Source organism: Vreelandella neptunia (genome assembly GCF_034479615.1).
GTDB lineage: Bacteria > Pseudomonadota > Gammaproteobacteria > Pseudomonadales > Halomonadaceae > Vreelandella > Vreelandella neptunia.
Map to the genome: position 1 here is coordinate 304,902 of NZ_CP140255.1, position 20,987 is coordinate 325,888.

The 20,987-nt window shown below is 58.2% G+C and carries 20 protein-coding genes; 3 read left to right on the forward strand and 17 right to left on the reverse strand.

The annotated features are described in order from the left end of the window. Window positions 1–129: 129 nt before the first annotated feature. Window positions 130–1,299 (forward strand): MFS transporter, encoded by a 1,170-nt coding sequence (locus SR894_RS01500; protein WP_133731582.1) that lies wholly within the window; start codon window positions 130–132, stop codon window positions 1,297–1,299. A 71-nt stretch (window positions 1,300–1,370) separates the two neighbouring features. On the opposite strand, the gene SR894_RS01505 is transcribed toward SR894_RS01500, so the two are convergent. The 11 genes from SR894_RS01505 to dksA form a co-directional block, all read right to left on the reverse strand. Continuing rightward, a complete protein-coding gene (locus SR894_RS01505) occupies window positions 1,371–2,549 on the reverse strand; it encodes an acetyl-CoA C-acetyltransferase (RefSeq protein ID WP_133731581.1) in 1,179 nt (392 codons plus the stop codon). 220 nt (window positions 2,550–2,769) lie between these two features. After that, window positions 2,770–3,150: an aspartate 1-decarboxylase gene (panD, locus tag SR894_RS01510; protein ID WP_007111819.1), complete on the reverse strand. Its 381-nt coding sequence runs from the start codon at window positions 3,148–3,150 to the stop codon at window positions 2,770–2,772. 29 nt (window positions 3,151–3,179) lie between these two features. After that, on the reverse strand, window positions 3,180–4,043 hold the full coding sequence (panC, locus tag SR894_RS01515; RefSeq protein ID WP_133731580.1) for a pantoate--beta-alanine ligase: 864 nt from the start codon (window positions 4,041–4,043) through the stop codon (window positions 3,180–3,182). A gap of 335 nt (window positions 4,044–4,378) precedes the next feature. Then, a complete protein-coding gene (gene panB, locus SR894_RS01520) occupies window positions 4,379–5,170 on the reverse strand; it encodes a 3-methyl-2-oxobutanoate hydroxymethyltransferase (RefSeq protein WP_133731579.1) in 792 nt (263 codons plus the stop codon). A gap of 157 nt (window positions 5,171–5,327) precedes the next feature. Continuing rightward, a complete protein-coding gene (gene folK / locus SR894_RS01525) occupies window positions 5,328–5,822 on the reverse strand; it encodes a 2-amino-4-hydroxy-6-hydroxymethyldihydropteridine diphosphokinase (RefSeq protein ID WP_133731578.1) in 495 nt (164 codons plus the stop codon). Beyond that, a complete protein-coding gene (gene pcnB / locus SR894_RS01530; protein WP_133731577.1) occupies window positions 5,822–7,204 on the reverse strand; it encodes a polynucleotide adenylyltransferase PcnB in 1,383 nt (460 codons plus the stop codon). Before pcnB ends, folK begins: the two co-directional genes overlap by 1 nt. 913 nt (window positions 7,205–8,117) lie before the next feature. Next, the gene (locus SR894_RS01535; RefSeq protein WP_133731576.1) at window positions 8,118–9,512 is read right to left on the reverse strand and encodes a sigma-54-dependent transcriptional regulator; all 1,395 of its coding nucleotides are present in this window, start codon (window positions 9,510–9,512) and stop codon (window positions 8,118–8,120) included. Then, entirely contained in the window at window positions 9,490–12,438 is a 2,949-nt protein-coding gene (locus SR894_RS01540) for an ATP-binding protein (protein ID WP_133731732.1), read from the reverse strand. Before SR894_RS01540 ends, SR894_RS01535 begins: the two co-directional genes overlap by 23 nt. 1 nt (window position 12,439) lies before the next feature. After that, window positions 12,440–12,616, reverse strand: a complete 177-nt coding sequence (locus tag SR894_RS01545; protein ID WP_007111811.1) for a hypothetical protein — start codon at window positions 12,614–12,616, stop codon at window positions 12,440–12,442. 1 nt (window position 12,617) lies between these two features. Then, entirely contained in the window at window positions 12,618–13,529 is a 912-nt protein-coding gene (gene gluQRS / locus SR894_RS01550) for a tRNA glutamyl-Q(34) synthetase GluQRS (protein WP_133731575.1), read from the reverse strand. Window positions 13,530–13,644: 115 nt separating this feature from the next. Continuing rightward, entirely contained in the window at window positions 13,645–14,082 is a 438-nt protein-coding gene (dksA, locus tag SR894_RS01555) for an RNA polymerase-binding protein DksA (protein WP_007111809.1), read from the reverse strand. A 215-nt stretch (window positions 14,083–14,297) separates the two neighbouring features. On the opposite strand from dksA, the gene SR894_RS01560 reads away from it, so the two are divergent. Beyond that, window positions 14,298–15,458: an aminotransferase class I/II-fold pyridoxal phosphate-dependent enzyme gene (locus SR894_RS01560; protein ID WP_133731574.1), complete on the forward strand. Its 1,161-nt coding sequence runs from the start codon at window positions 14,298–14,300 to the stop codon at window positions 15,456–15,458. Continuing rightward, a complete protein-coding gene (gene sfsA / locus SR894_RS01565; RefSeq protein WP_223288910.1) occupies window positions 15,458–16,186 on the forward strand; it encodes a DNA/RNA nuclease SfsA in 729 nt (242 codons plus the stop codon). The genes SR894_RS01560 and sfsA overlap by 1 nt, the downstream gene beginning before the upstream one ends. A 146-nt stretch (window positions 16,187–16,332) precedes the next feature. Here the strand turns inward: sfsA and SR894_RS01570 are convergent, their stop codons facing one another. The 6 genes from SR894_RS01570 to SR894_RS01595 all read right to left on the reverse strand — a co-directional run bounded on the left by SR894_RS01570 (window position 16,333) and on the right by SR894_RS01595 (window position 20,960). Beyond that, entirely contained in the window at window positions 16,333–16,782 is a 450-nt protein-coding gene (locus SR894_RS01570; RefSeq protein ID WP_133731572.1) for a DUF4426 domain-containing protein, read from the reverse strand. Window positions 16,783–16,823: 41 nt separating this feature from the next. Next, the gene (gene metW, locus SR894_RS01575; protein ID WP_133731731.1) at window positions 16,824–17,417 is read right to left on the reverse strand and encodes a methionine biosynthesis protein MetW; all 594 of its coding nucleotides are present in this window, start codon (window positions 17,415–17,417) and stop codon (window positions 16,824–16,826) included. Continuing rightward, the gene (gene metX, locus SR894_RS01580; protein WP_133731571.1) at window positions 17,417–18,643 is read right to left on the reverse strand and encodes a homoserine O-succinyltransferase MetX; all 1,227 of its coding nucleotides are present in this window, start codon (window positions 18,641–18,643) and stop codon (window positions 17,417–17,419) included. The genes metW and metX overlap by 1 nt, the downstream gene beginning before the upstream one ends. 69 nt (window positions 18,644–18,712) lie before the next feature. Then, window positions 18,713–19,306 (reverse strand): YggT family protein, encoded by a 594-nt coding sequence (locus SR894_RS01585; protein WP_133731570.1) that lies wholly within the window; start codon window positions 19,304–19,306, stop codon window positions 18,713–18,715. 57 nt (window positions 19,307–19,363) lie between these two features. Next, window positions 19,364–20,188, reverse strand: coding sequence for a pyrroline-5-carboxylate reductase (gene proC, locus SR894_RS01590; protein WP_133731569.1), 825 nt, complete (start codon window positions 20,186–20,188; stop codon window positions 19,364–19,366). A gap of 55 nt (window positions 20,189–20,243) precedes the next feature. Then, entirely contained in the window at window positions 20,244–20,960 is a 717-nt protein-coding gene (locus SR894_RS01595; protein ID WP_133731568.1) for a YggS family pyridoxal phosphate-dependent enzyme, read from the reverse strand. Window positions 20,961–20,987: the final 27 nt, after the last annotated feature.

Consider the following 20,987-nt stretch of genomic DNA (forward strand, 5'->3'; position numbering starts at 1 on the left):
TCTGGCTGCGGGGGCGTTGTTTTTACTAGGTACTGTTTTGCTAAGTACTGTTTTTGCTAAGTATTGTTTTGATGTTAGCTAAAGCTATGTTCGCCGGGATTTAGACAGTCAACAGTCAGGGAGCAGCAGATGGAGCAGCAACAAGCGCCGCGTTGGTGGGCGGTGGTGGCCGTGATGATCGGCATTTTTTTATTGGTGACCGCGGAGCAACTGCCGATTGGGTTGCTTTCCCAGGTGGCGTCGAGCATGGGCGTTACCCCCGGCATGGCAGGCTTAATGGTCACCGTGCCCGGCGTGGTCGCTGCCTTTTCAGCCCCGCTGCTGCCGGTAGCGGTGGGGCGCTTGGATCGGCGCATTATGCTCACTGTATTGATGGCCGTGATGGTGGCCGGAAGTGTGCTATCGGCATTGGCCAGCAGCTTTATCCTGTTGCTTGCCGCCCGCGTGCTGGTGGGGCTTAGCATTGGTGGTTTTTGGGCGGTGGCGGGCAGTATTGCCCCACGCCTGGTGCCGGAGGCTCAGGTGCCAAAAGCGATGACGATGATTTTTGGTGGCGTCGCGGCAGCCTCGGTGCTGGGTGTGCCGTTGGGTACGCTGCTGGGGGATCTAAGCAACTGGCGGGTCGCCTTTGGGGCGCTGGGAGGGCTAAGCCTGTTAACGGCCGTTGCGCTGTGGTGTTGGCTACCGCCGCTACCACCGCGAGAACCTGTGCGTTTGCGGGTATTGGCGCAGCAGTTTAGCAATCGCGGTGTGCGAGTCGCGGTGTTAACCACCGCCTTTGTAGTGGTTGGCCACTTTGCTGCCTATACCTTTATTAGCCCTATCCTGCAAGAGATCAGCGGTATTTCCCAGCGCCATGTGAGCAGTCTGCTGCTGCTTTACGGGGCGGCAGGCATTGTGGGCAATATTGCGGCAGGCATGTTTGCCGGGCGCCACCCCTACCGCGCTGTGCTGGCGATTCCCAGCCTGTTGTTCATTGTGGTGGCTGTCTTCCCGCTGCTGGGTGTTCAGCCGAGCAGCGGCGTCATGTTGCTCATGATGTGGGGCGCGGTGTTTGGCAGCGTATCGGTCAGCATTCAAACCTGGATTATACGCACCGCACCCAACACCGAAGCCGCCACGGCGTTGATGGCGTTTACCTTCAATATGTCGATTGGTTTGGGCGCTATGCTGGGTGGGCGTATCGTCGATGGTACTAGCTTGCCCATTGCCATGTGGGCCGCATCCGGATTATTCCTGCTAGGCGCGCTACTGGTACTAAGCACGCCAGCCAAGGTCGTTGGCCAGAAAACACGTTGAGCCAAGAGGCGCAAAAAAAATGCCCCCACGATCAGCGGGGGCATTGGTTAAGCGCTTACCTCAAACAATAATCAAGGACGCTCGATAGCCAGTGCTACGCCCTGACCGCCGCCGATACACAGCGTCGCGAGGCCTTTCTTGGCGTCGCGGGCGATCATTTCGTGGAGCAGCGTGACCAGTACGCGGCAGCCGGAGGCACCAATGGGGTGGCCTAGGGCAATCGCGCCGCCGTTGACGTTCACTTTAGACGTATCCCAACCTAGCTCTTTGTTGACGGATAGCGCTTGAGCGGCAAACGCTTCGTTGGCTTCCACCAAGTCCAGGTCGTCCAGGCTCCAGCCCGCTTTTTCCAAGCAGCGGCGAGTGGCCGGTGCGGGGCCGATACCCATAATGGCAGGGTCAACGCCTGCATTGGAGTAAGCCGCTATACGTGCCAGTGGCTCTAGCCCCAACTGCTTAGCTTTTTCGGCGGAGCAGAGCATCACCACCGCCGCGCCGTCGTTGAGCGCCGAGGCGTTACCGGCGGTAACGGTACCGTCTTTCTTAAACGCAGGGCGCATGCCGCCGAGCTTCTCCGCGGTAACTTCCCGTGGGTTCTCGTCGGTATCAAACACCACCGGGTCGCCTTTGCGCTGGGGAATTTCCACCGGCACGATCTGACCTTTGAACTTACCTTCTTTGATGGCGGCAGCGGCTTTCTGCTGTGACGCTGCGGCGAACTCGTCCATCGCTTCGCGGGTGATACCGTACTTCTCGGCTAAGTTCTCGGCGGTAATGCCCATATGGTAGTTGTTGAAAGCGTCCCATAAGCCGTCGTGCACCATGGAATCAATTGCCTTCCAATCACCCATGCGCTGGCCGTTGCGGGAGTTGGGCAGCACGTGTGGAGAGGCGGACATATTTTCCTGGCCGCCGGCCAGAATCAGCTCGGCATCGCCGCAGCGAATTGCCTGAGTCGCGAGATGCAGCGCTTTAAGGCCTGAGCCACACACTTTGTTGATGGTCATGGCCGGTACCGAATCCGGTAGGCCGCCTTTGATAGCCGCTTGGCGCGCCGGATTTTGGCCAACGCCCGCGGTGAGCACCTGGCCCAGCAATACTTCGTCAACTTGATCGGGAGAAACGCCGGTGGAGGCGAGTATATCTTTGATTACCAAGGCGCCCAGGTCGCTCGCGGCAATACCTGCCAGGGAACCACCGAAAGCGCCTACAGCGGTGCGGCGTGCCGCAACAATGACTACTTCTTGCATAAAATGACTCCTCGAGTAATTAACAGACAGTCTGAAGCCAGATGCCCGATAGGCGTGCTCTGTCAGCCGTACTCTTTTATTCGTACTCTGTCAGCCGTCTCTTCAGCATAGGGGAAGGTGGTGCATGGCGGCAATACGCATTTATAGGCAAATAAAAACGGGCCAACATGTGGCCCGTCAGGAGAAAGCGTTAGAAGCGCTATGATTAGCCAAATTTTGATTAGGCTAGCTGCACTGGAATAATATTGCTGGTGTGGCTGACGTGGTTACCTTCCTGCAGATACACCAGCGCAGGCTGGTGATTTTCCAGTTCTGCTTCGGAGTAGTGGGCGTAGCTGCAGATAATGATCCGGTGGCCAGGGGCGGCGAGGTGGGCCGCAGCGCCGTTGATCGAGATAAGCTTGGAGCCTTCCTCACCGCGGATAGCGTAAGTGGTGAAGCGTTCGCCGTTCTCGACGTTGTAAATCTGGATCTGCTCATTTTCACGAATGCCCGCCATATCCAGCAGGTCGCCGTCGATGGCGCAGGAGCCTTCGTAGTTGAGTACCGCGTGAGTGACGCGTGCCATGTGCAGCTTGGCTTTGAGCATGATGGTATGCATGTGAGTTCCTATTTTTACCCGTTGTTTGTTTATTCTCTGGCAGCGCTGGCCGGGAGTCGAACAGTGAGGTTGTCGATTAATCGCGCCGGGCCCAGCTTGGCGGCGGCCAGCAGTACCGCATGGCGGGTCGCTAGGTTAATGGGGCCTAGCGTGGCATCGCGCAGTTCCAGGTAGTCCAGCGTAAAGCCCGCATCATACAGCGCGGTGTGGCCCTGGTGTAGTACCTTTTCGATAGGTTCTCCTCGCTCTAACGCATCGCGAAGCGTACACAGCGTGCGATAAAGCGCAGGGGCGATTGCACGCTCCTCGCTACTCAAATAGCCGTTGCGTGATGACAGTGCCAAGCCATCTTCTGCGCGCACGATGGGCACGCCGATAATCTCGATAGGCATGTGCAGGTCGCACACCAGCTTCCTAATCACAGCCAGCTGCTGGTAATCCTTCTCCCCAAAGCAGGCAACGTCTGGCTGTACCAGATTAAACAGCATGCTGACCACGGTGGAGACACCGTCGAAATGGCCGGGGCGTGAGCCGCCGCACAGCCCTTCTCCCACCACGGGCACATGCACGCGGGTCTGGGCGTCCAAGCCGTTGGGGTAGAGCGAGCTCACCGCTGGGGCGAACAGCACGTCGCAGCCAGCCTCGATAAGCTGCGCTTGATCGGCATCAAAGGTACGCGGGTAGCCGTCTAAATCTTCGCCTGGGCCAAACTGCATCGGATTGACGAACAGGCTTGCGACCACGATATCGGCGTGCTGGCGCGCGCAGGCGACCAGCGCCAGGTGCCCGGCATGTAGGTTGCCCATGGTGGGTACCAGGGCAATACGCTGGCCGCGTTGGCGGTAATCTCGCAGCGTGCTGCGTAGCTGATCAATGTCTCGCAAAGTGCGCATAGTCGTTTCGCATTAGTAACAAAGTGGGGCGATAGTTAAGGCGTCTTTTAAAAACGGCGCTTAAAAACAGTGATTAAAGGCTATTCGTCATCAAATGTAGATTTAAGATTGGTTGGCTATTTTGTATCTCACGATTCAGATCGCAACCACTAAGCCAGCTATCTGTTGTGGGAGGCCGCTTCAGCGGTGGTTCGACACTTCGACGAAGGGTGCCGCAGGCACCCCCTTGGCTTCATCATGCTAATAGCCCAAACATTCGCGAGCTGAAGCTCCCTCCCACAGGAACTATCCTCATGCTGGCAGAGTTAATTCCACATCGAGCGACGAAAAACCGATTAAAAACAGTGCTCTTGAGCCGGGAAGGCGCGGGTTTTGACCGCTTCATGGTAGTCCTGAAAAGCAGCTTGAATGCTATCAGCCTCGGCCATGAAGTTTTTTACAAAGCGGGGTGTGCGGCCATGGGTGATACCGAGCACATCGTGCATCACCAGAATCTGGCCATCGGTATCTGGCCCTGCGCCAATGCCAATCACCGGCACATCCAGCGCAGCGGTGACCGCTTTGCCCAGACTGGCAGGAACGCACTCGAGCAGAATCACCGAAGCGCCCGCCTCGACAAGTACTTTTGCGTCATTAATGATGCGTTCCGCTTGAGCGGCGTCGCGCCCCTGCACTTTATAGCCGCCTAGCTGATGCACGGTTTGCGGGGTTAAGCCCAGGTGGGCACATACCGGTACGCCGCGGCGGGTGAGTTCACGAATGCCATCGGCCATCCACGCTTCGCCTTCCAGCTTGACCAGTTCCGCTCCCGCGCGCATCACGGCACCGGCATCTTCCAACAGGCGCTCGGTGGTGGCGTTGCTCATAAAGGGTAGATCCACCATCAGCAGGCTATGGCCTTTACCACGTGCCGCGCAGCGGGTGTGGTAAACGATGTCGTCAATGGTGACGGGGAGGGTGCTGTTATGGCCCTGTAGCACCATGCCCAGCGAATCACCGACGAGCAGGACATCAATGCCTGCCTGGCTTGCCGCATGGGCAAAGGAGGCGTCGTAAGCGGTTAGGCAACTGAACGTCTCGCCAGCCTGCTTATAGGCCTGCAGCGTGCTTAGGGTGACGGTTTTCATGGCGTGCTCTCATGTTTTACGTGAGGCCGCTGCGACATAGGCAGCCGACCATTATTGATGCTGCATCCCTGCATGCGCGAAGTGGCGTAACCGGCAATTGTTACCTGAATGGGGTGTCGGTGTCGAGATTTGTGTCAAATGGTAGCGTTAGCCGCAACTAGGCGCAGGGTAAGCGTTCCAAACCTTGGTTCTCAACTTGCTCAAGCCACGTGGATAGCGGCTGTTGGAGGAGGTCTAGAGAGGGGGCGATCTCTGCGAGGGGGAGCAATACAAAGGCCCGGGCAGTCATTTGCGGGTGCGGTACGCGTAAACGCGGGGAGTTGATATGGTCATCAGCGTAGAGCAGCAGGTCAAGATCGAGCGTGCGGGGCCCCCAGTGGCGCTGGCGGCGGCGGCGATGCTGCTGCTCTAACGCCTGAAGCTGGTCGAGTAGCGCCAGCGGCGAGAGCCGTGTCTCCAGCGCTGCCACCGCGTTGATAAAGTCCGGCTGATCCTGCGGCCCCACCGGGCGGCTGGCATAAAGCGATGATGCTGCCACCAATCGACTTAGCGGTAGCATTGCCAGCTCGTTGAGGGCCTCGCGAACCTGCTCGATAGGCGACTCCAGATTGCTACCCAAGCCGATATAGGCGAGCTGGGAAGGCGCACCCACTACTCTGGCGCGCTCGGCTTACGGCGCCGTTTGCGACGACGGTCGCCCTGGCTGGCTGGGTCGCCGCCAACTTTTTGCAGCAGGCGACGCTGTTCGTGCTCATCGCCGCGCTGAAACGCCGTCCACCACTCGCCTAAACCACTGGGTATCTCGCCCGCCTGTTCGCGCAGCAATAGCAGGTCATAGCCCGCTCTGAAACGCGAATGTTCGCGGGTTTGAAAGGCCTTTTTACCGCGCCGCTGGGGTAGGCGCTGCTGTAATTCCCAAATTTCCCGCATGGGGATGCCAAAGCGCTTGGGAATCGACGTGAACTCTAACTGCCGGGATACCACCTGCTGAGCGGCTGCTTGAAGCGCGGGAATGGGCGGCATGCCTTCTTGTTCCAGCGCTTCCTGGCGATGCTTGACCGGGGCCCATAAAAACGCTGCCAGCAGGAAGGCCGGGGTGACGGGGCGCTCTTCGGCAATGCGTTTATCGGTGTTGGTCAGCGCCTGCTCAATCAGCTCTTCGGCCCAGGCGGCATCGGCCATGGCTTCTTCGGCCTCGGGGAACAGCATGCCGAACAGGCCGTAGTGGCTGAGTAGCCGGAAGGTGACCAAACCGTGGCCCGACATAAACAGCTTGAGCACTTCATCGAATAGCCGCGCTGGGGGAATCTGCAGCAGCAGCGGCGCCTGATCGTACATTGGCGCTTCGGTGGCGGGGTCTAGCGTGAAGTCGAGCTTAGCCGCAAAGCGCACCGCCCGCAGCATCCGTACCGGGTCTTCGCGATAGCGCGTCGCCGGGTCGCCAATCAGGCGCAGGGTGCGGGTCTTAATGTCCTCGGCACCATTGGCAAAATCAGTGATGCTGAAGTCGGCGATATTGTAGTAGAGCGCATTAACGGTAAAGTCGCGGCGCAGCGCGTCCTCTTCAATATTGCCCCATACATTGTCGCGCAGCAGCAACCCTTCATCGGACTGGTGGGCAATGTGGTCGCCATGCTCGTCTTGGGGTTTGCCACGGAAGGTGGTGACCTCAATGACCTCGCGGCCAAAGCGAACATGGACAATTCGAAAACGGCGGCCGATCAGGCGCGAGTTACGAAATAGATCGCGAACCTGCTCTGGCGTGGCGTTGGTGGCGACATCAAAATCTTTGGGCATCTTGCCAAGCAGCGCATCACGAATACAACCACCCACCAAATAGGCGTCGAAACCCGCGCCGCTAAGGCGATAAAGCACTTTTAACGCGGCATCGCTGATGTGCTGGCGAGAAACAGGGTGCTCGGACCGAGGGATGTTGCGCGGAGTGAGGGCGTTGGTGGTGCTCTCTTGGGGATCAAGCAAGGTTTTCAATTGCTCCCCCGGGCTGTGTAGGAAACGGGTAAATCCTTTAAACATGCGACGATTTCAACTCGCAGGTACGAAAAAATGGCCGTAAAAATAGTCGTTAGAAAACACGTCAAACGAGTACTGAACATAAACCACGAATGGCTGAGTGTAGCCGACCCTCTATGGCTTGCAAAGAGCGGCTTGCAAAGCATTTGACGCTGGCGGAGGCTAACACAGGTTTTAAGCCCAGGCTTTAAACACGGAAAGGGGAGGCTAAGAGAGCCTCCCCTGTCAAGCAATTAATCAGCTTCCGTGCTGCTATTTTTCTTCATGATGGCACATCGCCCTGAATACGCACCGCAGTCGGTAGGCGTAAGGATCACGATGGTTCCGACCGCCTCGTATTCAAAACAATAATCCAACCGCGAACTTTTCTCCCCCCGGGGAATTATTATTGGCGCCGGGGTGTACACGCTGACAGCTATTGTTGTTATTAGAATGCCAAGTCACGTTGTACGTCGCGTCCTTTCGGGCCACTTGCTAACTCTTATTGTTGTTCGCTGCGCTTGTGTTGCCTGCGCAAGCAAGTAATGAGACTCAAGCCTATTGTTCTTGTTAGTACCGTTATCTCTACCTGGCCCTGTTGTTTTTGTTGTGGCTCAGGTTCTGGCGAGGTCATGTTGTTTTTGTTGGCGACCTGGCGCTATGCCCAGTTTGTTTTTCTTACCCAGTAATACTGCAGACCCTGTGCCACCTATTTAATAAATTATAAATTTCAGAAGGTTGGAGTTTTTTAAGTCGCTGCGGAACTTTGCGGCGCGAAAAGTGTTACCCCTTTTCCGTCAGTTTGTGCGCGGCGTTGTGTGGGAAGGTAACAATGCCTGGGTAGCGAAAGGCAGAATATTTCTTATTTAAATCAGTATATTAGACGATGGTCGTAGGTTTGCTGTGGAGGCGCGAAAGGATAGTAGTGCCCAGGTGCTTAACCTGGGCGCCGGGCGGTTTTTTTGCGCGGTATGCCAAGCCGCTGACGCCTCTCCCAAAGGTTTTTACGGCTAATGCCCAGTTTTTGTGCCAGTTCGGTTTCACTCATCTGGTCTTGGTGTTCGAGGACAAAATGCTGAAAATAATCTTCTAGAGAGAGATCATCTTCATTCTCTTCAGCACTTTTATCACCGCTACCACTGACAGCAGATGTGCCGGACGAGCCAGAGGGCGGATGCGGGCGTGGGGTGGTCGGCGCTAGACCCAGGTCGTCCGGGTGGATCAGATGCCCCTCGGCCAGAATCACGCCGCGCTCAAGGGCATTCTCCAGCTCGCGAACGTTACCCGGCCAAGGGTAGTCGCGCAGATCCTGGCGGGCTGCGCGGGACAAACGCAGCCCCGTGCGTTCGTGGCGTTTACACGCCTTGTCGAGCAGAATGTCGGCGATTTCAAGCACGTCGTCCTCGCGTTCGCGCAGCGGCGGCAGCTCGATCTGCATCACGTTCAGCCGGTAGTAAAGGTCAAGGCGGAACTCGCCGGTTTTTGACAGCGCGCGCAGGTCACGATGGGTGGCCGCAATCAGGCGGACATTGACGTGGCGGGTTTCCACCGAGCCAATTTTACGGATTTCACCCTCTTGAAGAACGCGCAGCAGACGCGCCTGGGCGTCCAGCGGCAGCTCGCCAATCTCATCCAAAAATAGCGTACCGCCATCGGCGGCTTCGACTAACCCGGTGCGCGCTGCGCTGGCGCCGGTAAAAGCGCCTTTCTCATGGCCAAACAGCTCGGACTCGATCAGCGTTTCAGGAATCGCTGCGCAGTTGACGCAGATCAGCGGTGCCTTGGCGCGCTTGCTCTGCTGGTGAATGGCCCGTGCTACCAGCTCTTTACCGGTGCCCGACTCACCAAGAATCAATACGGTGACATCGGCGGGGGCGGTTTTACTAATGCGGGTGTAGACCTGCTGCATGGCAACGCAGTTGCCGATCATGGTTTGTCGGCTGCCGCCTGCATCGGTGATATCCGGCGGTGGGCTCTGCTGCATCGACTGCTTGTGTAGGATCCGCTCAACGGTCTCCAGTAGCTCCGCGTGGTCAAAGGGCTTGGCCACGTAGTCCACGGCCCCCTGTTTGAGCGCTTCCACCGCAGAGCGCATGCTGGCGTAGCTGGTCATGATCAATACCGGTACGGGGGCTGCGGCGGTAATTAGTGTGGTACCCGGCTCGCCCGGCAGCCGCAGGTCGCTGATGATGAGGTCGAACCCAGTGAGTTCAAGCTGGCTGGCCTCCTCAGCGCTGCCTGCTTCGCTGACCGTATAGTCGTGGCGTTCCAGAAGGCGCTTTAACGCGCTGCGAATAATCGCTTCATCTTCAACAATCAGAATCCTGGGCATGGGTTGGCTGATCATCCTGTTGGTAAAGCGGCAGCCATAACGTAATGGCCGTGCCGCGAGGCTGTCCGGGGGGTGGCGAAGCCACGTCTATTTTACCCTGGTGCTCATTGATAATCTGGTAGGCCAATGAAAGGCCCAGACCGGTGCCCTCGCCGGCGGGTTTGGTGGTGGTAAAGGGCTCGAATAGGTGCTCACGCACGCGTGGATCGATGCCCTGACCGTTATCGGTTATCCGCCACCAGGCAAGCTGCTCGTGGCGTCCTGCGGTCATGTGAACTTCTCCCCCCTTGCCGCAGGCATCCCGGGCATTGCTCAGCAGGTTGACCATCACTTGCGTTAATCGCTGGGCATCGCCGCGCACCACCACATCGTCGGGCGTTTCATTGGTTAAGGTAACATCCTCTCCCGAGCGGGCGAGGTGGATCAAGTGCAGTGCATCTTCGCTAATTGATGCAAGTGCCACGGGTGAGGCAGGGAGCGGTACCGTTTGGCGCCCCCCATGGGCAAAACCCACCAGTGAGTTAACGATTTTGGTGACCCGTTGGGTTAGCTGCTGGATTTGCTCGGCGGTCTCCAGCAAGGCCGGGTCGTTGGTGTCGTAGCGTAGATTTTGCGCCAGCGACGAGATGCCGGTAATCGGGTTGCCAATTTCGTGGGCGACTCCAGCCGCTAGCTGGCCGATAGAGGCTAGGCGCGCGGCATGCACCAACTCATCTTCCAACCACTTCATTTCGGTATGGTCTTCAATCAGAATAACGCTTCCGCCACGGCTGTCATTGCCACTGAGAATCGCTTTGTGCAGGGTCAAAAAATAGTCTTTACCGTGCAGCGTGACCGCCTGTTTGTAGAGCGGTGTTGAGGTGGTCTCTAGCACCCCGCCGAGTAGGCTGGGCCAAGGGGCGGGTAGGCTGTCACGGCGTGAGCCGATCACGCTTTCACCGCTAATGCCCGAGAGTTGGGAGAGCGCCTGATTCCACATTAGCAGCTCATCATCATCGCCCAGAACACAGAGCCCCACTGGTAAATAGGCCAGGGTTTGGCGGTGGTGGCGGCGCAAACCGTCGAGTTCACGGGCTAACCCTGTCAGCCGTGAGCGGTAGGCTTCCAGGCGGCTTTCAACGAAGTGAATATCGTCGGTTTCCGGGGCGTCGTCGTGGCGGTAGGGTAGGTAGCGATCAACAATATCCCGCGCCACCGATGGGCCCATTAAGCCTGACAAATTGGCCTGGATACGGTCACGCAAGCGACGTAGCGCGTAGGGGCGGCGCTCCTGAGGGGTTAAATTGAGTGCTTGCAATGCCCGATTCACTTCACGGCTAGCCGCCTCATCGCCGAGGGCGTGGGCTAGGTGAGTAGAAAAGTCGCTCGCCGTCGCGGCTTCCAGTGGAAAGCGCTTGGAGCGGATAACCGCATCGACGGAGCACGCTTCTGCGGCGGACTGCTCCCCCTCAGAAATACGCGTGAACAGCGATATCACTATCAGCAGCAGAATATTGACCGCCAACGAGAGCAGCGTGACGTTGTACCACAGCGGCGCATCAGCGGCGGTAAATGGCGTAAAGGGGAGTTGTGGTGCCGGTAACGAGAGCATGAGCGGTAGCCATAGCCCCCATAGCCATACGCCGACGCCTGCGATGAGGCCAATAATCATGCCTTTACGGTTAGCGCCTGGCCAGTAGAGCAGCGCCAACATGCCGGGCAGACACTGGGCCATGCCGACAAACGCGGCTAACCCCAAGCCGATGAGACCATGGTGGCGGCCTACCCACTGGTAAAACACCCAGCCGCCGATAATCACAGCGACCACTAAGCCTCGGCGCAGCCACAGCAGCCAGCCGTAGAGATCACTGCGTGCCTCAGGGGGCCTCGCTACCAGCACAATATGATTAAGCACCATGCCTGAAAGCGCCAGGGCAATCATAATCATGGTGCCGCTGGCGGCGGCTAGCCCACCGATAAACGCCAGTGCGCCCACCCACCAGTGTTCGGTCATTAGGTAGGCGGCATAGGCGGTGATGGGTATGTCGGGATTAACCGACTGCGCGGCCCACCAGATCAGTGGTACAGGCAGCGCCATTAGCAGCAGAAACAGCGGCAGTGCCCAGCTCGCTTGTAGCAGGGTATGTCGCGATAGACTTTCTGCAAAACTGATATGAAACAGATGCGGCATCATAAACGCCGCCACAAAAAACAGCAGCAGGAGGGTGCGCCACTGGGCCGGATCAAGTTTGGGTGTCTGTTGCTGGAGGAGAGCCCCGGGGCCTTCCAGCCACAGCTGCAGATCGCCTGGGCCGTCAAACACTATCCATAGCGCCACCGCACCCAGCCCCAGCATGGCCAGCAGTTTAACAATGGATTCAAATGCAATGACGCTAAGTAGGGTGTCGTGGCGGCCATGAGACTGACTGTGGCGGGCACCGAAAATGACCGCAAAGGCGGCAATAACGGCGCAAAACAGCAGTGCAACGCTACCGCCCGCTTGGCTGGCGGTGATGATATTGATGGCTTCGCTCAGGGTTTGTACTTGAATGCCGAGCAGTGGCAGCACCGCCAGTAGACTGACGAGGGTGACCAGCGTACCTGCCCAGCGGGAGCGAAAGCGGAAGGCAAACAGATCCGCCAGCGACGTTAGTTGATAGGTGCGGGTGATGCGCTGGATGGGCACCAGCAGCACAGGGGCGAGTAAGAAGGCGCCCGCTGCGCCCAGGTAGTAGGCGAGGTAGCCAAACCCCGCGTTGGCCGCCATTTCCACGCTGCCGTAAATCGCCCAGGCGCTGGCATAAACACCCAGGGCAAGGATGTAAACAATCGGGTGGCGGGTAATGCGCACCGGCACCCAGCCGCGCTCCACCGCAAAACCGCAGCCAAACAGCAGTGCCAGGTAGCCCAGCCCAAGCAGTAGGACGCCGACTATCTCGACGTTCATCTCAACGTTCATCAAGCTTTCTCTTCTGCTCCAGCCAGAGGGTAAGCGCAATCAAGCCACCCCAAATCGCAAACGGTCGGTACCAGGCAGCCTCAGGATCGCTCCAGCCATTCATCAGGAGCGGAGAGAGCAGGTAGCCGCCAAACACCAAAAACAGCATGATGCGGTAGACGTACATATCAATCTCCTGCTGGAGGTGAGGGGGGATTTAAACGGTGTGCCGTTGGGCTTAAGCGTAACAACGACCAGTTCGCTACCGCCCAGTGTAGCTGAGTCGCGGGGGGCTCTGAGGCAAGTTCTTGGGGTGGTGCCTGATCAAGCGCTTCCAGCGCCTGAAAGAGCTGCTGGCGCACTTCCTGCTCGTCTTCTGCAAGAGCCGGGGCCAGGTTTTGCTTAGAGAGTTTCTGGCCTTCAGGGGTCACGATGAGCGGCAAGTGCAGGTAGCGCGGCTGCGGCAGCTGAAGCGCGCTCTGCAGTTGGCGCTGCCAAGGGGTGTTATCGAGCAAATCGAGCCCGCGTACCACATCGGTAATCTGCTGCTCGGCGTCATCCACTACCACGGCGAGCTGATACGCCCATAGGGCATCTTTGCGCTTTAATACCACATCGCCCAGTTCAGCCGGGTCAAACTGCTGATCGCCAAACAGTCGGTCTTGCCAGCGAATAGGGCTTTCGCCACGGTCGCTGCGCAGCCGCCAGGCCAGCGGTTTGTTCGCATCGCAAACGCCATCGCGGCACCAGCCGGGGTAAATATCAAACGCCTGCCACTGCTTACGCGAACAGCTGCAGGGATAGGCAAGGCCGAGTTGGATAAGTTGGTCAAGCGCCTGCTGGTAAGCATCGCCGCGGTTGTGCTGCCACATTATCGCTTCGTCCCACTCCAGGCCGAAGGTTTCCAGCTGGCGCAGGATAGTGCTCGCCGCGCCTTCAGGGCAGCGAGGTGGGTCGATATCTTCAATGCGCACCAGCCACTGCCCATCCGCTGCGCGGGCGTCTAAATAGCTGCCTAAGGCGGCGACCAAAGAGCCAAAGTGCAGCGGGCCAGAGGGCGTAGGGGCAAAGCGCCCCCGGTAGCGAGCAAAATCAATCATGGTAGCGTCATTGTTGAGAGGGGCTGATCATTCACAAAAAGCTATTCACAAAAAGCCATTCACAAAAACGGGCACCCTAAGGTGCCCGCGTTCGAGTAGCACGGTCTTTTAGCGCTCAGCCGCCTAGCTGTTTCTCTTTGAGTTCCGCCAGGGTTTTGCAATCCACGCAAAGGGTGGCGGTGGGGCGAGCTTCTAAACGACGAATGCCGATTTCAACGCCGCAGGCTTCGCAGAAGCCGTAATCGTCATCATCGATGTTATCTAGCGTCTCGTTAATTTTCTTGAGCAGCTTACGCTCGCGATCCCGGGTACGTAGCTCCAGGCTAAAGCCCTCTTCCTGGGTAGCACGGTCGGCGGGGTCGGCGTAGTTGTTCGCATCTTCCTGCAGGTGGCGTACAGTACGATCCACCTCTTCCATGAGATCCTGTTTCCAATCCAGCAGCAGCTGACGGAAGTGCGCTAGCTGCTGCTCGTTCATATACTCTTCACCCGGCGCTGGCTCATACGGGGTGAAGGACTTGGACGCTTCCGGTTTCTTTTCTGCTACTGGCATGGGACTGCCCCTTACATATGTGACTACTGATCGACCATGAGCGATTGTCACGATCTCACGCCAAAGGGATGCTTGTTTAGCTGAAAAATGACTGGGTTGCAAGCATAATGGTGAGCTTTCGACGAATGTTTGACCTTGAATATGACTAGCGCCATGTTTTAGTTAGTTTTTCAATATTTGTCCAGTTTCAAAAATGATTAGATGAAGGAGCCGTTATGGCCTGGAATTCGCGTGTCGATCACGTTGCCCCTTTTCGGGTCATGCATCTGCTGGAAATGGCCCAGGCGCGGGAAGCCGCCGGCTTTGATGTGATTCACCTGGAAGTAGGCGAGCCGGATTTTGCTACCCCCGAGCCGATTATCGCTGCCGGGCAGCAGGCGTTGGTCAGTGGCCATACCCGCTATACCCCAGCGGCGGGGCTCCCCGCGCTGCGCGAGGCGATCGCCGGGCATTACGCTGAGCACTTTAATGCTACGGTAGATCCAGCGCGTATTTTGGTAACCCCAGGGGCGTCGGGGGCACTGCTGCTGGCCAGCCAGCTATTAGTCGAAAGCGGCTCGCGGGTGCTGATGGCTGACCCTAACTACCCCTGCAACCGCCACTTTATGGCCCTGGCGGGCGCTGAGATTGATGCGATCTCCGTGGGGCGTGATAGCGGTTGGCAGTTGGATGCCGCCTTGGTGGCGCAGCATTGGCGTGAGGATACTAGCCTGGCAATGTTGGCTTCGCCCTCCAACCCCACCGGCCACACGTTGAGTGCGCAACAGCTCTCTGCAGTGCTGGCAGCGGTCGCTGAGCGCGAAGGCGAGGTCATCGTCGATGAGATTTATCAGGGCCTCAACTACGACGATGCGCCGCTGTCGGCAACGTCGCTCTCCGCCAACGCCTTTGTGGTCAACAGCTTCTCAAAATATTTTGGTATGACCGGCTGGCGCTTGGGCTGGCTGGTGGCGCCGGAGCATGCGGTAGAACCATTAACCCGACTGGCGCAGAATATGTTTCTGGCCGCGCCGACGCCGTCGCAGCATGCCGCCCTGGCGGCGTTTACGCCCGAGTGCCGGGGGATTCTTGAACAGCGCCGTGAAACCCTGAAAGAGCGCCGCCAGGTTCTGCTGGAGGGCCTTGCAGGCTTGGGGCTGGCACCGGATCTCCCACCCCAGGGGGCGTTTTATCTATGGCTGGATATCTCCCGCTACAGCCATGATAGCCAGGCCTTCTGCGAGCGCCTGCTGCAGGAAGAGAGCGTGGCGATTACCCCGGGTATTGATTTTGCCGTACGCGGCGGCGAACACCATGTGCGCATTGCGTTTACCAATGATGTGGCCCGCCTGGAAGAGGCAGTGGCGCGGATTACACGCTTTGTGGGCAGGCTGTGATGCTACCTTATCCGGCGCTGGTACCGGGCACGCTGATCAAGCGTTATAAGCGCTTTCTCGCCGATGTGCGTTTGGATGATGGTCGCGACGTCGTCGCCCACTGCCCCAATACCGGCTCAATGAAGGCGGTGAACGTGCCAGGGTGCCGGGTGTGGCTGTCACCCAGCGATAACCCCAAGCGCAAGCTTGCCTGGACGTGGGAGTTTATCGAGCTGCCCCAAGCCAGCGGGCAGGTGGCGCTCGCCTCGGTGCATACCGGCCGCGCTAATCGCATCGTGGAAGCGGCGCTGGAGGCGGGGGAGTTGGCACCCTTGGCGGGCTACGCCACTTTGCGCCGGGAGGTGAAAGTAGCCGACGCCCGCCTGGATTTTAGGCTGGACGACCCAGAACGGGGGCGGGCGTATATCGAGGTGAAGCAGGTCACCCTCAAAGAGCCGGACGGCCACGGCTACTTTCCGGACTCGGTAAGCGTGCGCGGTACCAAGCATCTGCATTCGCTGCGAGTGCTGGCAGAGCAGGGCGAGCGGGCGGTGCTGCTGTTTTGTGTTGCCCACGAAGGCATTGCTGACGTGGCCGCCGCTGCCCATATCGACGCGACTTACGCAGCAGCTCTCGCGGAGGCCTCGGCCAGCGGGGTGGAAGTGCTGGCCTATGGTATTGACGTGATCCGGGAGCAACAGCGCCCCATTGGAGTGCGGTTAACCCGTAGCCTGCCTGTACGGCTTTAAAGTGGCATGAGCTTGCCGAGGGCAGGTGACGCAAGGGCGCTGTGAACCCTTCCCTGGGCGCTACTTTCGCCATCCATGGCGAAAGACCCTTGCTTACACCAACCCTCGGCGCTTTGGATGCTAATTTACATGTTTCTAGGTACGACTTAGCGATCAATATAAAAACGCTGAATAAAGTTCACCGGCTCGGGGGCGGCGTTGCGGTCGTAGCGCACGCTTAGCTCAAAGCGCATGCTTTCATCTTCGCGCATGGTAAAAGGCGCCAGGTGGTAGGTCGCATCGCCGTCATGCACGGTGCGAAAGCTGAGCGACTCCTGAACGCCCGTCAAGCCGCTAACGTGGCCCTGTACGCTGGCGTTAACGGGGCGGGTGCTGCCATCGTCCTTGCGCTCGCGAACGCTAACATTGACTAGGCCGCGGTTTGCACTGCGCTGGAGGTTGTTCGCCTGGGCCACTTCCGGGGTCAAAAAGCTGCTGTTCACCGCGCTGTAGTGAATCTCGTAATCGCCCACGCTGACGAACTGCTCAGCGTTGGCCCCAGCGGCGGCTAAGAGCGTGCCGACAAGGGCGGCACCGATCATTAATCTGCGTAACATGGCGTGGCTCCTTGGATGATCGATAAGTTGAATGTTTAAGCCTAGCGTCGGCGAACGCGGAAAATGGCAATTTCACCAAATAGATTGGGCCAAAGCCGCGATTTCCAGTGACCTTGATGATCTCCCACGCCCACCGCGCGATCAACAATCATCAGACCCTTCTCGCGGCACAGATGCTCAAAGTCGTTGAACGTTGAAAGGTGGATGTTGGGCGTGTCGTACCAGGCGTGGGGCAGCGATTTGGATACCGGCATATAGCCGCGCAGACCCAAATGAACGCGGTGACGCCAGTAGGCGAAGTTGGGGAAGGTAATGATGCCCTCTTCGGCGACGCGCAGCATTTCATCAAGCATCTTGTCGGGCCGGCGCAGCGCCTGCAGGGCCTGGGTCATGATCACCTGATCATAGCTGTTATCGCAGAAGCTGCTTAAGCCGTCATCCAGGTTGTGCTCAATCACGCTGACGCCACGGGCGACGCAGGCATTAATGCCGTCGTGGTCGATTTCCAGGCCATAGCCGGTCACGCCTTTATTTTTCGCCAGCGTCTCCAGCAGTTCGCCGTCGCCACAGGCGAGGTCGAGGACGTGGGCCCCTTCGGGCACCCAGTCATAAATCAGTTCAAGATCGGCGCGCATCATGGCGTCTCCTCCAGGCTCGCTTTATCTTTACCCGCTTCATCTCCGCTCGTTTCGGCGAGATTAAGCTCGCGGGAAGCGCGGTTCATAAAGGCGCTAAAGATGGCGTCGTAGCGCGGCTCTGAGAGTAAGAAAGCATCGTGCCCATGGGGCGAGTCGATGTTGGCGTAGCTAACCGCTTTGCCCGCACGAATGAGCGCATCGACCAGCTCGCGGGAGCGCGAGGGCGGAAAGCGCCAGTCGGTGGTAAAGCTAACAATCAAAAACGGGCACTGCGCTGGGGCCAGGGCTTTGGCTAAGTCGCCCCCTTGGGTGGCAGAAGGGTCAAAGTAGTCCAGCGCTTTGGTCATCAGCAGGTAGGTATTGGCATCAAAGGCCGTGGAGAAGGTATCGCCCTGATAGCGCAAGTAGGACTCCACCTGGAACTCAACGTCAAAGCCAAAGTTGAGGTCGTCGCTACGCAGGTCGCGGCCAAACTTGCTGCCCATGGCGTCTTCTGACAGGTAGGTGATATGGCCTACCATACGCGCCAGCTTTAGTCCGCGTTTGGGCACGGTGTCGTGCTCAGCGTACCAGCCGTCAAAAAACTCCGGATCAGAGCGAATTGCCTGGCGAGCTACTTCGTTAAAGGCGATATTTTGCGCCGAGAGCCGCGGCGTGGCGGCAATCACCACCGCGTTGGCCACCCGCTCCGGGTAGGTCATGGTCCACTGCATCACCTGCATGCCGCCCAGACTGCCGCCCACCGCGGCGGCCCAGCGCTCAATCCCCAGGTGGTCGGCAAGCCGCGCCTGGCTGGCCACCCAATCGCTCACCGTGACCATGGGGAACTCAGGCCCCCACTGGCGGCCGGTGTCGGGGTTGTGGCTGACCGGCCCGGTGCTGCCATGGCAGCCCCCCAGGTTATTGAGCGACACAACAAAAAAACGGTTGGTGTCGATCGCTTTACCGGGGCCAATATGGGCATCCCACCAGCCGGGCTTGCGGTCTTCTTCGCTGTGATAGCCCGCGGCATGGTGGTGACCTGAGAGCGCGTGGCAAATCAGTACCGCGTTACTGCGATCGGCATTCAATGTGCCATAGGTTTCGTAAATCAGCTCGTAGGCAGGCAGCACTTTGCCGCAGGCGAGAGCGAGCGGCGTGTCGAAGCGTGCCAAGTGCGGGGTGACCACGCCGACGGAGCCCGCCGGTCGGTCTGCAAATGCAAGCGTATCTGAGTCAGGCATTGAAGGTGCTAGTCCTGCTGAAAGAGGGCGACTGAATTAGCTCTTGGAGTGCGGGGTTGGCAGTCACCATCACAGCCCGACCAGCGCGCCTGAAATGCCCGCCGCACGAATCAGGGAGCCGACCACCAAACCATCGATCAGGTTAATGGCGATAAACACCACGATAGGCGATAAATCGATCATGCCCAGCGCAGGGATCACCTTGCGCACTGGTGCCATAATCGGCTCCACCAGCTGCATGACGAGAAGAGCGCCTGGATGGCTGGCGTTGGGCGCTACCCAGCTCAAAATAATCATCACAATCAAGGCGAAGAAGTAGATTTTTAAAATCGCATTTGCCAACGCCGCCACACCGGCAATCAGCAGTCCAGCAATGGGCGGCATGCCAACGCCAATGACCATAAAGATGGCGATGATGCTAACCACCTTCAATACAAAACCTGCCGCTAAGGTGGCGAGGTCGAAGCGGCCAGCCACCGGGCCTAAAAAGCCTTGAAATAGCCCGACTACCGGCTGGGTGATTTTGACCACCGATTGGCTTAACGGGTTGTAGTAATCCGCCCGCGACGCCTGCAGCAGGAAGCGCAGCATGAGTAAAAAGAGGTAAATATTGATGAGGGTATTTACCAGCATTAACCCTGCACTGCCCAATTCATTGCCCATTATTATGTCTCCTTAATGATCCGGTAGCTTAACGGCTTTGTTAGCCGAATGGCTGTGTTAGCTGCCGCTTAGTTCCTTGGCCATTGCCTGGGCGCGGTCGGCGCAGGCCTGCATGGCGTCGGCAATCGTGGTGCGCAATTGTGCCTCTTCCATATGTTGAATGGCACGTTCGGTGGTGCCGCCCGGCGACATGACGTTCTGTTTTAGCGTGGCCGGGTCTTTATCGCTCTGCTGTGCCATGGTGGCGGCACCCAGCGCGGTTTGAATAGCCAGACGGCGCGCGGTGGCGGCAGGTAGGCCGAGTTTAACTGCGGCTTCTTCCATGGCTTCGAACATCAGAAAGAAGTAGGCCGGGGCACTGCCCGAAACAGCGGTGACTGCGTCTAATAGGGCTTCCTCTTCTACCCACTCCACAATGCCGACCGCTTCCATTAACTGGGTGGCCACTTCCCGCTGGGCATCGCTGACGTTGGCATTGGCGTAGAGCCCGCTGGCGCCATAACCGACCAGCGAGGGCGTGTTGGGCATGCAGCGAACCATGGCATTTTGGCCACCTAGCCACTGGTCGATTGTGTCGGCATCCAGCCCAGCGGCAATCGAAATTACCAGCGGTTTCTGGCGCTGAACGCTGTCGCGCAACGCTTCGCAGACGTTGCGCATGATCTGCGGCTTCACTGCGAGTACCACTACATCGGCCTCAGCCACCGCCGCATTGTTGTCGGTGTCGGTATTGATGCCTAAGCGTTGTTTAATCGCTGCCAGTTCGCTGTCATTCGGCGCGGTGGCGGTAATAGTAGAAGGCGCGACGCCGCTGTCGATTAGGCCGCCGATAATGGCGCTGGCCATATTGCCAGCCCCAATGAAGGTAATCTGATTCGCCATGGTAGGTGTCCCTTTAGTAAAAGTGTTCTACGTAAAAAAGTAAGCTACTTGTCGTCTAAGCCGATGGGCGAGCGCCGAAAATGGCGGTGCCCAAACGCACCAGCGTGGCGCCTTCCAGCACCGCCGCTTCTAAATCGTCGCTCATGCCCATCGAGAGCGTATCAAGGGGCGCGTCTGGCAAACTGCTTTGTAAGGCGGTAAAAGCCTCGCGTAGTGCTGCCAATGGCTGGCGCTGAGCGCTTATATCCTTTGCCGGTGCGGGGATCGCCATCAAGCCGCGCAGGTGCAAATTTGGCAGCGTGGCGACTTCCCTGGCCAATTCTTCTAACGCCTCGGGCAGCACACCGGCTTTGCTCTCTTCGCGGCTGATATTAACCTGCAGGCAGATATTAAGTGGCGCAAGGTGCGTTGGGCGCTGTTCGCTAAGGCGTTTGGCTATTTTTAGCCGGTCGACGCTGTGCACCCAGTCAAAGTGCTCGGCCACAGAGCGGGTTTTGTTGGACTGCAGGGGGCCAATGAAATGCCATACAATGCCGTCAAGGTCAGTAAGCTCGGTCTGCTTTTCCAGCGCTTCTTGCAAATAGTTTTCACCGAATTCACGCTGACCCAACTGCCAAACCTGACGAATCATCGCCGCAGGCTTGGTTTTGCTGACCGCCAGTAGCTTGGCTGCACCCTGGGAGCGCCCCGCGTTTTCTAATGCGTTATGCAGGCGTTCAAGCGCCTGAGCATATGAATGGCCGAGTGACTCGTTAAGCGCAATGTCTGTCATACTCAAGCACCTTACCGCAGCTGGGAA